The organism is Devosia sp. 63-57 (genome assembly GCF_001899045.1).
Classification (GTDB): domain Bacteria; phylum Pseudomonadota; class Alphaproteobacteria; order Rhizobiales; family Devosiaceae; genus Devosia; species Devosia equisanguinis.
Window position 1 is genome coordinate 325,922 of sequence record NZ_MKUY01000005.1, and the last position, 14,575, is coordinate 340,496.

16 protein-coding genes and 1 tRNA gene are annotated in these 14,575 nt (G+C 63.4%); 8 read left to right on the plus strand and 9 right to left on the minus strand.

Annotated elements, in window-relative coordinates; genetic code table 11:
• Nucleotides 1-46: 46 nt before the first annotated feature.
• Nucleotides 47-925, plus strand: a complete 879-nt coding sequence (locus BGO80_RS09875) for an EamA family transporter (protein WP_286721216.1) — start codon at nt 47-49, stop codon at nt 923-925.
• Nucleotides 925-1,806 (plus strand): EamA family transporter, encoded by an 882-nt coding sequence (locus BGO80_RS09880; protein WP_286721218.1) that lies wholly within the window; start codon nt 925-927, stop codon nt 1,804-1,806. Before BGO80_RS09875 ends, BGO80_RS09880 begins: the two co-directional genes overlap by 1 nt.
• 56 nt (nt 1,807-1,862) lie before the next feature.
• On the opposite strand, the gene BGO80_RS09885 is transcribed toward BGO80_RS09880, so the two are convergent.
• From BGO80_RS09885 to BGO80_RS09895, 3 genes are all read right to left on the minus strand, one after another.
• Nucleotides 1,863-2,138: an EF-hand domain-containing protein gene (locus BGO80_RS09885; RefSeq protein WP_126150269.1), complete on the minus strand. Its 276-nt coding sequence runs from the start codon at nt 2,136-2,138 to the stop codon at nt 1,863-1,865.
• A gap of 160 nt (nt 2,139-2,298) precedes the next feature.
• On the minus strand, nt 2,299-2,547 hold the full coding sequence (locus BGO80_RS09890) for an EF-hand domain-containing protein (RefSeq protein WP_126150023.1): 249 nt from the start codon (nt 2,545-2,547) through the stop codon (nt 2,299-2,301).
• A gap of 361 nt (nt 2,548-2,908) precedes the next feature.
• The gene (locus BGO80_RS09895) at nt 2,909-3,547 is read right to left on the minus strand and encodes a carbonic anhydrase (protein WP_126150024.1); all 639 of its coding nucleotides are present in this window, start codon (nt 3,545-3,547) and stop codon (nt 2,909-2,911) included.
• A 72-nt stretch (nt 3,548-3,619) separates the two neighbouring features.
• Here BGO80_RS09895 and BGO80_RS09900 point away from each other — a divergent pair, with 72 nt between their 5' ends.
• Nucleotides 3,620-3,826 (plus strand): DUF1737 domain-containing protein, encoded by a 207-nt coding sequence (locus BGO80_RS09900; RefSeq protein WP_286721221.1) that lies wholly within the window; start codon nt 3,620-3,622, stop codon nt 3,824-3,826.
• A 27-nt stretch (nt 3,827-3,853) separates the two neighbouring features.
• Here BGO80_RS09900 and BGO80_RS09905 read toward each other — a convergent pair whose 3' ends face one another.
• From BGO80_RS09905 to tsaD, 4 genes are read right to left on the minus strand one after another with little or no spacing between them, the layout of a single operon-like run.
• Entirely contained in the window at nt 3,854-4,288 is a 435-nt protein-coding gene (locus tag BGO80_RS09905; RefSeq protein ID WP_126150026.1) for an EVE domain-containing protein, read from the minus strand.
• A gap of 3 nt (nt 4,289-4,291) precedes the next feature.
• A complete protein-coding gene (locus BGO80_RS09910) occupies nt 4,292-4,585 on the minus strand; it encodes a YciI family protein (RefSeq protein ID WP_126150270.1) in 294 nt (97 codons plus the stop codon).
• Between the two features lie 2 nt (nt 4,586-4,587).
• The gene (locus tag BGO80_RS09915) at nt 4,588-5,580 is read right to left on the minus strand and encodes an NAD(P)H-dependent glycerol-3-phosphate dehydrogenase (protein WP_286721223.1); all 993 of its coding nucleotides are present in this window, start codon (nt 5,578-5,580) and stop codon (nt 4,588-4,590) included.
• A complete protein-coding gene (gene tsaD / locus BGO80_RS09920) occupies nt 5,564-6,643 on the minus strand; it encodes a tRNA (adenosine(37)-N6)-threonylcarbamoyltransferase complex transferase subunit TsaD (RefSeq protein ID WP_286721225.1) in 1,080 nt (359 codons plus the stop codon). The genes BGO80_RS09915 and tsaD overlap by 17 nt, the downstream gene beginning before the upstream one ends.
• A gap of 57 nt (nt 6,644-6,700) precedes the next feature.
• On the opposite strand from tsaD, the gene hemC reads away from it, so the two are divergent.
• From hemC to BGO80_RS09945, 5 genes are all read left to right on the plus strand, one after another.
• Nucleotides 6,701-7,639, plus strand: a complete 939-nt coding sequence (gene hemC, locus BGO80_RS09925; protein ID WP_286721226.1) for a hydroxymethylbilane synthase — start codon at nt 6,701-6,703, stop codon at nt 7,637-7,639.
• The gene (locus BGO80_RS09930) at nt 7,639-8,370 is read left to right on the plus strand and encodes a uroporphyrinogen-III synthase (protein WP_286721228.1); all 732 of its coding nucleotides are present in this window, start codon (nt 7,639-7,641) and stop codon (nt 8,368-8,370) included. The genes hemC and BGO80_RS09930 overlap by 1 nt, the downstream gene beginning before the upstream one ends.
• 24 nt (nt 8,371-8,394) lie before the next feature.
• On the plus strand, nt 8,395-9,651 hold the full coding sequence (locus BGO80_RS09935; protein WP_286721230.1) for a COG4223 family protein: 1,257 nt from the start codon (nt 8,395-8,397) through the stop codon (nt 9,649-9,651).
• Nucleotides 9,648-11,033: a heme biosynthesis protein HemY gene (locus BGO80_RS09940; RefSeq protein WP_286721232.1), complete on the plus strand. Its 1,386-nt coding sequence runs from the start codon at nt 9,648-9,650 to the stop codon at nt 11,031-11,033. Before BGO80_RS09935 ends, BGO80_RS09940 begins: the two co-directional genes overlap by 4 nt.
• A gap of 35 nt (nt 11,034-11,068) precedes the next feature.
• Nucleotides 11,069-11,144 (plus strand) — tRNA-Thr (locus tag BGO80_RS09945).
• Nucleotides 11,145-11,219: 75 nt separating this feature from the next.
• Here BGO80_RS09945 and BGO80_RS09950 read toward each other — a convergent pair.
• Nucleotides 11,220-11,975 carry an N-acyl amino acid synthase FeeM domain-containing protein gene (locus tag BGO80_RS09950; RefSeq protein ID WP_126150033.1) on the minus strand — a complete coding sequence of 252 codons (756 nt, stop codon included), beginning with the start codon at nt 11,973-11,975 and terminating at the stop codon, nt 11,220-11,222.
• Nucleotides 11,976-12,114: 139 nt separating this feature from the next.
• On the minus strand, nt 12,115-14,385 hold the full coding sequence (locus tag BGO80_RS09955; RefSeq protein ID WP_286721234.1) for a putative bifunctional diguanylate cyclase/phosphodiesterase: 2,271 nt from the start codon (nt 14,383-14,385) through the stop codon (nt 12,115-12,117).
• Between the last annotated feature and the right edge of the window lie 190 nt (nt 14,386-14,575).

Below are 14,575 nucleotides of genomic sequence, written 5' to 3' on the forward strand. Positions count from 1 at the left end.
AGCAATGGGGCCCCGGTTTTGGACGGGCATTCCGAAAGACCTTTCCATGTCTCCCCGTGATCTGCTGCTCGCCCTGCTCGTTGTTGTGGTCTGGGGCCTCAACTTCGTCATGATCAAATGGGGCGTCGAAGAGGTTCCTCCCCTCTTTCTCACCGCCCTGCGCTATCTCTGCGCCGCGCTACCCATGGTGTTCTTCATCAGGCGCCCGCAGGTGAAGACGACAACGCTGATCGCCTATGGCCTGGCCATCGGCTTTGCCCAGTTCGGCCTGTTGTTTTCCGCCATCAAGCTCGGCCTGCCGGCTGGCCTCGCGTCCCTCATCATCCAGACACAGGCCTTTTTCACCTTCGGTCTCGCCGTGCTGTTTCTCGGCGAGAAATTGGGGCGGATGCAGGTGATCGGCGCCACCGTCGCCATTCTGGGCATTGGGGTCATCGCCATCGAGCGCTTCGAAGTGACCGCGCTGGTGCCCCTCATCATGGTGCTGCTGGCGGCCTTCTTCTGGGGCGTGGGCAATATCGCGTCCAAAAAGGCCGGCCAGATCGACATGCTCTCCTTCGTGGTCTGGGGGAGCCTGGTGCCGATTGTGCCACTTCTGGCGCTGTCCGTGGCCATAGAAGGCCCAGCCGCGATTGGTGCGGCGCTCAGCCATGTGAGCGTGCGCACCATCGGTGTGGTGCTGTTCAATGGCTATGCCGCTACGCTGCTCGGCTTTGGGCTCTGGAGCTATCTGCTGAAGCGTTATCCCGCCGGCCTTATCGCGCCGTTCTCGCTATTGGTGCCGGTCTTCGGCATCGGCTTTGCGTTCCTGCTGCTCGGGGAAACCATTACCAGCGTTGAAATCATCGGCTCCATGCTGGTGTTTGTCGGCCTGGTCATCAATGTGTTCGGTCCGCGGCTGCTCAATAGGAGGCCTAAGACCTGATGCCGCTTCGCCACGTTCTTCTGGCTCTGTTGGTCGTTTCCATCTGGGGTTTTAATTTCGTCGTCATCAAGCTGAGCGTCGAAGCCTTGCCGCCCATCCTCGCCGCGGCATTGCGGTTTACGGCGGCAGCCTTTCCGGCACTTCTCTTCGTGCGGCCGCCCAGGACATCGCCATGGCTGGTCATCGGGTTCGGGCTGAGCTTCGGCTTTGCCCTCTACGCCTTCCTCAACCTGTCCATTGCCTGGGGCATGCCGGCGGGGCTGAGCTCGATCGTGCTGCAGACCCAGGCCTTCTTCACCATGATGATGGCTTTCGTGCTGTTAGGTGAGCGGCCAAGCAAATTCCAGATCATGGGCGCCGCCATTGCCTTTGCCGGCATCGCCGTGATCGCCTCGGAACGCATCGAGGGCACGGGGCTATTGCCGCTGCTGCTGACCCTGGGGGCTGCCGTGAGTTGGGGACTGGCCAATGTGCTGACCAAGAAGGCCGGTCGCATCAATGCGCTGGCCTTTACCGTGTGGGGCTCGCTTGCCGCGCCTCTGCCGCTTTTCGCCATGTCGTTGATCACCGAGGGCTGGCCCACCATGTCGGCGGCATTGCTCGGTTTTTCCTGGAGCGATGCGGCGCTTATCGCCTTCCTCGCTTATCCGGCAACGCTGCTGGGCGGCGCCATCTGGAGCTGGCTACTGGGCCGCCATCCCGCGTCGGTTGTGGCGCCCTTCACCCTGCTCGTGCCGATCACTGGTCTTGCATCCGGCTATCTGGTGCTGGGCGAAGTGGTGACCCAGATTGAAATCGCGGGTGCCCTGCTGGTGATCGCCGGCCTGGTGGTCACGCTCAAAAAGGCAAAAAAAAGCGAGCCGCCGATCCGGCTGGATTAGCACAAGCAAAAGGGACCGCGCACCGCACGGTCCCTTTTGCAAAAATGGGGCGCCGTTCAGTTGGCGGGCGTTTCCGCCGGCACGCCGGTCGGGGAAGGCAGGGTGCTGGGCTGCAGGCTGTTGAGCTCTTCGATCGAGAGACCACCGCTGCCATCAATATCGGCCAGGTCGAACTCCTGCTGCGTCAAGTCGGGCCACACCACCTGCAATTCGGCAAAGCTCAGTTCGCCATTCCCGTCGGTATCGACATCGGCAAAGGTGAGCGGGGTCTGGGCCAGTGCGGCCGATCCGGCCATGAGCAGGGCAGCAAGGCCCAGCGCAATCTTACGCATTATCGTCTCCAAGTCGGGGTGACTTCACCCCAGATCACGGCGCCATCCCGCTTGCCGGCCACAGAGATCGGCCATGGCGCGAAGGCGCTCAAAAAACCGCAGCCACCCCGGAGCGTGGTCGGGGTGGCTGGCTGGGCTGCCCCAGAAGGGGCAGAAAGGCTTAGTTGGCCGGAACCGGGTTCGCTGCCAGCAGAGCCTCGAATTCAGCCTGCGACAGTTCGCCATTGCCGTCCGTATCAGCGGCGGTAAAGGCCTCCTGGGTCAGATCAGGCCAGATCGCCTGGGCTTCGGTCAGCGAGATGCTGCCATTGGCGTCGAGGTCGACCGAAGCGAAGTCGGTGGCAGCCTGGGCCATGGCGGCGCCGGAAAGGCCGAGAAGCACGATGGACGAAAGGATGATCTTCTTCATGGGATTTCTCCATGTTGACTTTGGGAGGAGGCAGCATCGGTTTGCCCGATACTGACGGGTCGCTCTCCGGCGGCCCGTGACCAAGACAATCGCTGCGCAATGTGGCTCGGAAAGGCCCGCTCCTTGGCACGGCTGGACAAATCTCGGGGCAATTTTCGGGCACGTCAAAACCCTTGAAAATCAAGGGTGTAGAAATAGACGAGGTGTCTCGATCACGGTTTCGTGGTCAGATCTGGAGACAAAAGCCGATAGTGATTGTGGCAGTGCGAGTGCAACTTTGCGGCAGGTTGGTGACAATTGATCACGCGCAAGTGATCGCGCAGCCCTGCCCGGCACCAAGGGCGCCGGGCATTGGAAAAATTCAGATGCTAGGGCGCACGAAGTCGCCGTTCTGGTCCATGATCCAGAGCTCACCGGCGGAAATATCGAACCAGGCGCCATGCAGGGCGATCTTGCCTTCGGCCTCGAGCGCCGCGACATAGGGGAAGCTGCGCAGATTACCGATCGAGTTGCGAATGGAGATTCGCTCCATAGCCGTCTGCCGCTCGGTGGCGGTCATCAGGCTGTTGGCAACAACCTGATCAGGCAGGTCGCCAAGCATGGACAGCCACTTGCCAATGAAATCGCCATCGTCGAGCGGCGTCTTGTCGGGATTGAGCGCGGCATGGATACCGCCGCAGCGGCCATGACCCATGACCACGATATTGGCAATGTTGAGCGCCTTGACCGCAAACTCGATAGCCGCCGAGGTGCCGTGCTGACCGCCATCGGGCTGGTAGGGCGGCACCAGATTGGCAACGTTGCGCAGGACAAAGAGCTCGCCCGGCCCGGAGTCGAAGATCATCTCGGGCGCCGCGCGGCTATCGCAGCAGGCAATCATCAAGGTGGTGGGTTTCTGGCCGGCCGAGGCCAATTCGCGATAGCGATCACGCTCGCGCGTATAGCGGCCGGACATGAAATTGGCGTAGCCGTCGAGCAGGTGCTGAGGAAAGCTGTGCATGGGCTCTCGATTAGCGCTAAGAGGCGACAAGATCAATCGCGGCGCAAAGCCGTTTATGCAAGGGGGCCATGCATGCTCATCTACCGTTTTCTAACCGGCGAAGACGATTCCACGTTCTGTCACAAGGTCACCAAGGCCCTGAGCGAAGGCTGGACCCTGCATGGCAGCCCCACCTATGCCTATGACGCGGTCAGCAAGAAAATGCGCTGTGGCCAGGCCGTGACGCGCATTGCCAAGGATCAGCCCTACGATCCGGACAAGAAACTGGTCGACTTTTAGGACATCTGCCCTTGATGGCGGGCAGCGCTACAGCCCGCCCATCGTGCAGAGCAGTTTCCATTCTGTCTCAGACACTTTCGAGACCGAAAGGCGCGAAAGCTTGACCAGTTCGAGTTCGCTGAGCTCGGGTGTCGCCTTGATTTCGGCAAGAGTGACCGGGCGCGGAAAGGGTTTGACCGACTGCACGTCGACGCATTCCCACACCACTTCGCCCTTGGCATTGAGATCGGCGGTGCTGTCGGGATGGGCTTGGGCCACGATGGTCATGACACCCACGATCTCCTTGCCGATATTGGAGTGATAGAAAAACGCCTGATCGCCGACCGCCATGGCTTTCATATTGTTGCGCGCCGCATAGTTGCGCACCCCGTGCCACTCTTCAACCTCGCCGTTTTTGGTCTTGGCGATGAGATCGTCAAAAGAAAAGACGTCGGGCTCCGACTTCATCAGCCAATAGGCCATGGCTCAGAGCTCCACGCCAGTGGTGTTGATGGCGAGGCGCCAGCGCTTGACCTCGTAGCTGGCAAAGACACCAGCGGCAACGAACGGATCGGCGTCGGCCATGGCCTGCGCCTCCTGCAGATTTTCTGCCTCGAACACCACGATCGAGCCCTCGGGCTTGTCTTCGGCATCAAGCAGCGCGCCGGCAAAAACCAGCTTCTTGCCCAGGCTGTTGAGATGGTCGAGATGCACCGGGCGGGTGTCGAGCCGGGTCTGCAGCGCCCCGGGGGCATCCTTGGCGATCATGGCATAGAGCATGTTCAATGTTCTCTCTTGAGCGGACGGGACATGAGCCCGGCAACGATAGTGGCGATATCGGCGCGCCCGGCGACCACAGCGTCGACGGCTTCGATCAGCGGTGCATCGACATCAAGGCTTCGGGCCAGCGCCACAGCCACCGGCGCGGTCGCCACGCCTTCGGCCAGCTTGGCGCCGCCAGCAATGATAGCCTCGGTGCTGTGCCCGGCGCCCAGGGCAATGCCGAACTGGTAATTGCGCGATTGCACCGAGGTGCAGGTGAGCGTTAGATCGCCCAGCCCGGCAAGCCCCGTCAGAGTATGGGCCGAACCGCCCATGGCAGTGACCATGCGCGCCATTTCGGCATAGCCGCGGGCGATCAGGGCGGCACGGGCCGAGGCGCCCAGCTGCGCACCCTCGACGGCGCCACAGGCCAGCGCATAGACATTCTTCAAGGCCCCGGCGATCTCAACCCCGATGCGGTCATCGGCGGCATAGGGGCGAAAGCTCGGGCCAGCCAGGGCGGTAGCAAGGTCTGAAGTCGCACTGGCATCGTCCCCCGCCAGCGTCACCGCGGTGGGTCGCCCCGCCGCCACATCCACGGCAAAGGACGGGCCGGAGAGCACATAAGGCACGGCCTCGGGCGCCATATCGAAAAGGATCTCGCTCTGCCGCGCCAGCGTGCCGGTTTCGAGCCCTTTGGCCGAAAGCACCACCGGCCGACCTGCCAGAAGCGCGGGATCGATAGTGGAAAGCAAGGTGCGGGTGGACTGGGCCGGCACGGCCAGGATGACAATATCGCTGCCGGCAAATTCAGCCGAAGCATTGACCCCCGCCAAGAGCGCCTGACCCGGCAGGGCTGCCTCATTGCGACGGCTGGTATTGATCGCCTCGGCCTGCGCCGGATGACGCACCACCAGCCTAACCTTGCGCCCTGCCATGGCCGCAGCCTGCGCCAGGGCCGTGCCCCAGGCGCCGCCGCCGATCACCGTCACCGTTTCAAGCCGCATCGTCATTGACCTTCATGCCCGGCGTATCGAGAGGCCAACGCGGCCGGGCCGCCACATCGAGCCCATCATTGGCCCCGAGCGCCAGGCGTTCCGCCCCGGCCCAGGCGATCATGGCGCCATTGTCGGTACAGAGCGGGATAGGCGGAACCACCAATTGCGCGCCCATAGTGCTGCACAGCGCCTCAAGCGCCTGGGCGATGCGCCGATTGGCCGCGACGCCCCCCGCCACCACCAGCCGCATCTCTTGGCCAGGAAACTGTTGCGAAAACCGCTCCAGCGCCTGGCGCGAACGGGTTTCGACGACGACAGCCACCGTATCCTGGAAACTGGCCGCAATATCGGCGACATCCTGGTCACTGAGTGGCGCCAGCGCCTCGGCCTGCAACCGCACCGCGGTCTTGAGGCCGGAAAAGGAAAAATCGAGCCGCTCTTCGCGCAGCAACGGCTTTGGAAACTTGAATCGGGTGGGATCGCCCGATTTTGCGGCCTGCTCCACCGCCGGGCCGCCCGGATGGCCGAGGCTCAACAGCTTGGCTACCTTGTCGAAGGCCTCGCCCAGCGCGTCATCGATCGTACCGCCCCAGCGCTCATAGTCGCCGACGCCGCGCACCAGCACGAACTGGCTGTGTCCACCCGAAACCAGCAGCATGAGATAGGGAAATTCAACCCCATTGGTGAGGCGCGCCGTCAGCGCATGGCCTTCGAGGTGGTTGACCGCCACCAGCGGCTTGTCGAGCGAAGCGGCCAGCGCCTTGGCCGTGGTCAGGCCGACCAGCACGCCACCGATCAGTCCCGGTCCGGCGGTTGCGGCGATGGCGTCGACATCCTCAAGCCGGATGCCGGCCTCTTCGACCGCCTGGGCAATGATGTGATCGAGCCATTCGACATGAGCGCGCGCGGCCAATTCCGGCACGACGCCGCCAAATGCCGCATGTTCATCGAGCTGCGAGCGCACCACATTGGAACGAATGGTTCCCCTGCCGGATTGATCCCGCACGACCACAGCCGCGGCGGTTTCGTCGCAGCTGGTCTCGATGCCGAGGAGTATGGCTTGTGCTTGCCCGGTCATGACGAACTGGTCTACTCCCATGAGGGAGCCTATCGCCTACACCAGGACTGACCGGATATGCAATCGCCTACCCCCTTCGCCCGGATCGGAACACGCGGCAGCCCGCTGGCCCTGGCGCAGGCGCGCCTCGTGCGCCGATTGCTGTCTGAGGCCCATGGGGTGGAGGAAGAGGCGATCGCCATCGAGGTGTTTTCCACCGGCGGCGACCGCAGCCAGAGCGAGAATACAACGCTGTCCGATATTGGCGGCAAGGGCGTTTTCACCAAGGAGATCGATGACGCGCTGCTATCGGGCCGAATCGATATCGGCGTGCATTCGAGCAAGGATGTCGCCACCGGCCTGCCGCAGGGCATGAGTCTGGCCGCATTTCTGGAGCGGGAGGATGTGCGCGACGCCTTTTTGTCGGTGAGCGTCAAAGGCATGGACAATCTGCCCGAGGGCGCACGCTTCGGCACCTCCTCCATTCGCCGCGCTGCCCAGGCCCTGCGCCTCCGGCCAGACCTGCGCATCGTGCCATTTCGCGGCAATGTGCATACGCGCCTGCAAAAGCTGCTCGATGGCGTGGCGGATGCCACACTCCTGGCGCTGGCCGGACTCAACCGCCTGGGTGAAGAGCATCGCGCCACCGCGATTCTCGATCCCGAAGACTTTATGCCGGCCCCGGCCCAGGGGGCCATCGGCATCGCCATCCGCGATCACGATGATCGTTTCGCCGAAATCGTCGCGCCGCTCGATCATGCCCCGACCCATGCAGCAATTACAGCGGAACGCACCATGCTTGCCGTGCTCGACGGTTCCTGCCGCACCCCCGTAGGGGCGCTCAGCGGGCGGGTGGGCGAGATGCTGACTCTCAAGGGCGAAATCCTCAGCCTGGACGGGCAAACTAGCTTCCGCGCCGAAGCCAGTGGCACAGACGCAACGACACTGGGCGAAAAGGTCGGTCGTGAATTGCTGGCCCAGGCCGGGCCGGACTGGGCTGGGCAATGGGGGCGCTGATGCGCATGCTGGTGACGCGACCCGAGCCGGACACTCAGGCCACCATGGACCGGCTGGCGGCGCTCGATATCTCCGCAATAAGCGCGCCGGTAATGACCCGGCAGACGCTCGATGCGCACTTCCCGCCGACCACCGGCTTTGCCGCCATGGCGCTGACCAGCACCAATGCGCTGCGCACGCTTGAAGATATAGGGCTCCTGCCGCAGCTTTTGGGCCTCAAGGTTTTTGCCGTAGGCGACCGCACCGCTCACGAGGCGCGCCTCGCCGGCTTTGGCGATGTCGTTATCGCCGAAGGCACGCTCGATAGCCTCGTCACCACCATCGCCCTGGCACGGCTCGAAGGACCAGTGCTCTATCCCGCCGGCCGGCATTTGAGCGGCGACATGGCGCGGGCCCTGGCCCCCCACGGCCTCATGGTGGTTACCGTCCCTGTCTATGAGATGGTGGCGGAGGAACGATTGCCTGAGGCGGCGCGAGAGGCGCTGGCTGGCGGCGAAATCGGCGGCGTGCTGGTCTATTCGCGACGCACGGCGGAGATTTTCGCAGATTTGGCCGCTCCTTGTCTCAGCGACGAGCAAAAGCGGGCCCTGCCTATGCTGTGCCTCTCGGAAAATGTTGCGGCGCCGCTCCTGGCCAACCATTTCAGCCGTGTGTTGCTCTCGGACCATCCGAGCGAAGAGGCAATGATGGCGCTGGCTTTGGCTTTTGCCCGCGAGCAAACTGGGTCATGATCGGACGAACGAAGAGGCAGGCTTATGGCTGACGACAAGAAGAACGACACGCCATCGACCAACCCCAAGCCGGCTGCCAAGTCGGCGGCGGTCAAGCCTCCGGTGCTGGAGGGCACGGCGCGGCCCGCCGATGCCAGCGCTCCAGGCAAGACGGATGACGCCAAGGCGGCCAAACCCACATCTTCCGCTGGTCCGCCCAAGCCGACGGCATCTCCACTGCCCAAGCCTGCACCGGCTCCCGCTGCTGCTGGCTCGCCCTGGCTCGCTGGCCTGGCTGGTGGCGTTATCGGCCTCGGCGCGGCCTATGGCCTTGCCTTTTTCGGGTTCTGGCCCAGCCAACCGGTGCAGGCTCCGCCCACCGATCCCCGCATCGCCCAGGTCGTGACTGCTTTTCCCGAGGTGAGCACTGCCACCACCCAATTGCAGGCCGACGCAACCGCACTGTCAGACCGCCTGGCAGCGCTCGAGGCCGCGCAAACCGCCCAACCAGCCACCGAGCCTGTCGCCGCTGACCAGAGCGCCTTGGCTGAGGAACTCGCCGCACTGACCCAGCGTGTCGATACCATGGCCAATGCTGCGGCGCAGACAACCACTGCCGCCACCCCGGCACCGGGACCCGACGCCGCAACCAGCGCCACCCTCTCCCGGCTGGACGAGGCGGTTACGGCGCTGGATGTGCAGGCGCAGACGCTTTCTGGCCGCCTGGACGAGGCCGACACGCGCATCGACCAATTCGACAAGGCTCTTGCCGAAAATCGTACCGCCGATACGGGCCTGGCGCGCATGCCGCTGATTCTCTCCGGACTCGAAACCGCATTCGACGCCGGCCGCCCCTATGGCACCGAACTTTCGGCGCTGGCGCAGGCCCTGCCCGATCAGAAAATTCCCGAGGCCCTGTTGGCAGCCTCCGCGACCGGCCTCAAACGCCCGGACGAAGTGGCGCGCGACTTTGCCGATATCCTGCCCGATATGTTGGCCGGTCGCCCCGCCTCCGCCGATGGGCAGTGGCAGGACAACGCTGCCGACTGGCTGCGTGGGATCGTCGCCCTTCGTCCGGCCGGCGAAGTGGAAGGGGACAGCCCAGACGCCATCGTTGCCCGTATCGAGGCCGCCATTGCCCGTCGCGACTTCGTCTCCGCGCAGCAAGAGCTCACAAGCCTGCCCGCTCCCATGCAGACCGCCGCCGGCGCGGTTGCCCATGACATTGCAGCGCTCGCCGCCGCCCAGAGCTTCCTTGCCCAGTTGCGGAGCACGGCCATGAGCGGGGAGCGTGCGCAATGATCAGACTGGCCTCCTGGATCATCGGCAGCTTGCTGGTTGCAGCGCTAGCCGCCTGGATCATCTCCCTGCCCGGCACGCTGACGCTCGAATTCGCCGGCTACCGCATGCAGCCGCGTCTCGGCACGGCTGTAGTTTTGCTGTTGATCGCCGCCGCATTGGTTATCGCAATCTGGGCGATCATTCGCCGCCTTATCGGCGCACCCGGTGCCATGGCTCGCCGCCGCGCCGCCAAGCGCCGCGAACAGGGCGTCGAGGCACTGTCCGATGCGGTAGTGGCCCTGCAATCTGGTGACCCCGCCCGTGCCCGCCTGATGGCCCGCGAGGCCCAGGCGCGACTGCCCGAGAACAGCGCCGCCAAGCTGCTCGAGGCCCGTGCCGACCTGGCGCTGGGCGACATGCCCGCGGCCCGCGAACATTATCGCGCGCTCATCGCCAGCGAGAAAACCGCCATCGCCGCCCTGACCGGCCTTTACGACCAGGCGCGCGCCCAGAACCGCCCGGAAGCCGCCCTGACCTTTGCGCGCAAGGCTCTGGCATTGGCCCCCGACAGCAGTTGGGCCGGCGAAGCCGTGTTTGAAGACCTGACGCAGCGCGGGCAATGGGCGGAAGCGGTGGCCATGGTCAATGCCGAAATTGTCTCGACCCGCGAGGCAAAGGCCAAGAAGCGGCGCAAGCAGGCGGTGATCGAAACCGCCCGCGCCCGCGAAAACGAGATCAGCCAACCCAATTCAGCGCTGGATCATGCGCTGACCGCACTGAAATTGCTGCCTGACTTCGTGCCGGCGGCACTGATCGCAGCCCGCATCTATATCAGCCGCGGCGAGGGGCGACGCGCGCAAAGCCTGCTGCGCCGCATCTGGCGCGCCACCGGCCACCCGGACGTCGCCGCGCTCTATGCCCATTCACAAAGCGGTGCCTCAGCAGTCGAGCGCCTCAAGCGCCTGCGCGAATTGATTGAATTGCCCGCACCCCATCGCGCCGCCGCCATGGCGCTAGCTCGTGCCGCCATTGATGCCTATGACTGGCCATTGGCGCGTCAGGCGCTGGACCCCTTTGCCGGCGCCGATGCCACCCAGGGTGTCGCCACGCTCATGGCCGAAATCGAGGAAGGCCAGAGCGGCGACCAGGGCAAGGCCCGCGAATGGCTGGCTCGCGCCGTGCGTGCCCCGCGCGATCCAGCCTGGACCGCCGATGGCATTGTCAGCGACGAATGGGAGCCGCTTTCGCCTATCACCGGCAAACTGGACGCCTTCGAATGGAAAGTCCCGGTTTCTACCACAACGCGCCCCACGCCGCTGCCGCCCGCAGAGTCCGTCAGCCTGCCGCAATTGCCGCAAACCGACCCTGCTTTGCCCCTTGCGCCCGCCGGAAACCCTCAGTAAAAGACACCCACTCCGGCGGGCCCACGCCCGCCTTAGCCGCTTTAGCTCAGTCGGTAGAGCACATCATTCGTAATGATGGGGTCAGGTGTTCGAATCACCTAAGCGGCACCATTTCTTTCCGACATCATCGTTCTGAGCCATGGTGGCAGCGGTCGACCAGAGCCTTGCCGCGCTGGCTGACGCGCCTCATCCCGCCTTGGACAGCAATTCCAGCCTTTGGGCCTGGCGTGCCGAAGGCGCGATGGCGCGGGTTTCCCCTTGAGCGGTTCCGAACAGCACCTCGCGCTCTTCGGGCAGCGACATGAAGAAGGGATAACGGTCAGCGACGCGGTCGCGAATAACCGGCACTTCGGCGGCATAAAGCTGCATCGGGAAAGTCAGATTGGCATAGCTGCGCTGATCGCCGAGCACCGTAGCCCCGAACACCCGGCGATAGAACGCGGTGTGCTCTGGGCGCACCGCCGACATGCAATAGCGCACCGGGAAATATTCGCAGGCCATGGCAGCAAGACGCAGGGTCAGATAGGGCAGCGCGGGATAGGCCAGGGACGCGTCGAAATCGGCGGTGAAGCGGCCTGGATCGATGAAATTGAGTCCCTTGTCGAGCAGGGGCTGCAATACATCGGGCCATACCGACATACAGGGCGATGTCGGTTGCTCGGCCGTAACCACGTGAAAGCGCAGGGAGCTGACCAGTTGGTCGTCGATATAGACGCCATAGCAATAGCAATTGGGCAGCTCGTCGAATTCGTCTCGGGTGACCTGCTGGGAATTGACCGGGATGAAGTCTTCCCGCCGATAGGCTTCGTAGCGCAGACGATAGACCGGGTCGAGCTGCTCTGCCGCCGATACACGGCGGTAACGCACCGAATCGAGCATGTCGATCAAGGCAGTGGCGAATCGAGAATTGGCGCCCGAAGGCGTGTCATTGGCCGCGTTCATAGACCCAAAAGCCCCCTGGGTTATGGCAGCCAAGTTAACCTTTCATTATCCATCTTGGCATGGTGAAAAATCGCACACCACCAGTGCGATAGCGGCGAGTAAGGGGTTTTCCCAAGCGGGGCCAAATGGTTAAGACCGATTAACCATGCTTGCGATTTTCTGCGGCCTGGTCTTTGCTGGCGCCGGAATTAAAGCGGGCGATCAATTCGGAAATATCGCGCGCCGGTAGCGGCCTGCTGAAGTGATAACCTTGGACCTGCTGAACCAGTGTATGGGCCACCATGGCTTCGAGCTGGGCTTCGGTTTCGACGCCTTCGGCAACCACGGTGAGATCGAGATCGCGCCCCAGTCGCGCGACGCTCGCCAAGAGGCGCAAGGCCCTCGGCTTGGTGGCGATATCGACCAGGAAGGAACGATCGATCTTGAGCTTGGTGAAGGGCAGCGCGTTGAGATAGCTGAGCGAGGAATAGCCGGTGCCGAAATCGTCGAGCGCAATGGCAATGCCCTTGTCGGCCAGCGTCTTCAGTGTCCGATTGGCCAGTTCGCGCTCTTCGATCACCGCTGTTTCCGTCACCTCGATTTCGAAGCGCGCCGCCGGCAAGGCGCTGTCAACAAGCGCAGCATCGATCAATTCAGGCAAATCGAGGCCGCGGAAATCGCGCGCCGAAACATTGACCGCCACGCCGACCGCGCCCGGCCACTGGCTGCATTCGCGCGCTGCGTTCTTGACCACCCAGGCGGTGATATCGGAAATCAGGCCCATTTCCTCGGCCAGAGGAATAAAGGTTGCCGGCGGCACGGGCCCCAGTTCCGCATGGTTCCAGCGGGCCAGAGCCTCGCAACTCACCACCCTGCGGGTGTCGATGTCGAAAAGCGGCTGGAACGCCAGACTCAGTTCGCCATTAGCCACGGCATCACGCAAATCAGCCTTGAGGCGCTGGCGGTAGTGGTAGTCGATATCCATCTGGGCATGGAACAGCTGGCTCCTGCCACGCCCGCCAGACTTGGCGGCAAACAGGGCCAGATCGGCCTTGGTCATCAGCTCGTCGAGCTCATCGCTGCTGTCGGCACTGGTGACCAGACCGACACTGACCTTGCTGGGCAGGTTGAGCCCATCGACGCTGAATGGGGCCTGGAAAGCATCGAGCACGCGGTCGGCGAGCAACTGAGCATTGCCCGAATAGGGGCTGAGCATGATGAATTCATCGCCGCCCAGCCGTGCCAGGATGGCACCCTCGGGCGCCGCCTTCTTCAGCCGGTCTGCCACCTGCTCGAGCAGCATATCGCCAACGATGTGGCCAAAACTGTCATTGACGTGCTTGAACTCGTCGAGGTCGATGATCATCAAGGCGCTCGACGTGCCGGCGGCGGCCTGCTTTTGCAGGGCCTCCAGCGCCAGCTCGCCGAAATAGCTGCGATTGGGCAGCTCTGTCAGCGTATCGTGACGAGCGATGAAATTGATCCGTTCCTCGGCTGTGACGCGCTCGGTGATGTCTTCGAGCAGCAACACGCTTCTGGAACGGCGCGAGCTCAGCGTCACTTCGTAATGCGCGCCGCCATCGATCGAGAGCAGGCCCTTTCCTGAAGTGCGCTGCCCAATCATCTCCGAGAGCCGCGCAATCGAGCGCTCCGGCACTCGACCGGTAGCGTTGAGGGCGTCGAGAATAGCCGTATAGTGTTGGCCGATCGGCTTTTGTACATTGAACAGGGCCAGCGTCTTGAGCGCGCGCTCATTGACGAGCGTCACCATGCCGTTTTCATCCAGCATCAGCAGGCCATGCTGCAGGGTGGTGATGGCAATATCGAGTTCGGCGGCGAGACGGGACACTTCGGCCCGCCCATGCACGGCCGAAAGCAGGATGGCGCGGACATCGCCGGCCAGCTTGCGGAAATTGATCAGCAGCAGCACCAGCATGGCGGCGAGCAGCTGGTAGTAGAAGTCGCCGCGCAGGATCATGGCGATCCACAGCGGCACCGACAGAGACAGGATCTGCACCGTCAGCAGCCGGTCCAGCCCGAAATTGCGGGCCACCAGACCCACCGTGGCGGCAATTGTCAGGGTAATGCTGGCCAGCTCGGCAAAGGGATCGCGCACGATCAGGATGGCGACGAGACACCAGATGCCATGCGCCACGGCGACCAGCGCGCCACCGACCAGCGCCCGCTGTTCCCAGCGTTCGGCGGCTTCTGCGTCCTCATTGCCGATCCCCGCATGCCAGAAGGCACGCATATTGGCAAAGCGGATAAAACCCACCAGCAGCAGCGCTGCAGCCATGACGAAGAGAATGGGAGCATTGGCCTTGAGGGCCGAAACCGCCGCAATACCGGCGCTGTTAAAGGCGCCAAACAGCAATGCCCACCGGTCGCCATAGACCGAGCGGATGATGGACACATAGTCCAGCGCTGGCATCGATTTCCGGGCCGAGGTGAACACACCGCTTCCCCAATTACCGATCTATTGAGCGGTAAAGCCATTAATAGGCCCTTGCCGCGCCTGCGTTCTGGCTCGGGACGGGACGGCTTCCGTTCATCAGGCTGAATCGAAGGTTAACGATTTTCAGTTGTGTTGGACACAACACGGTGAGCTCTGCGTTGCAGCC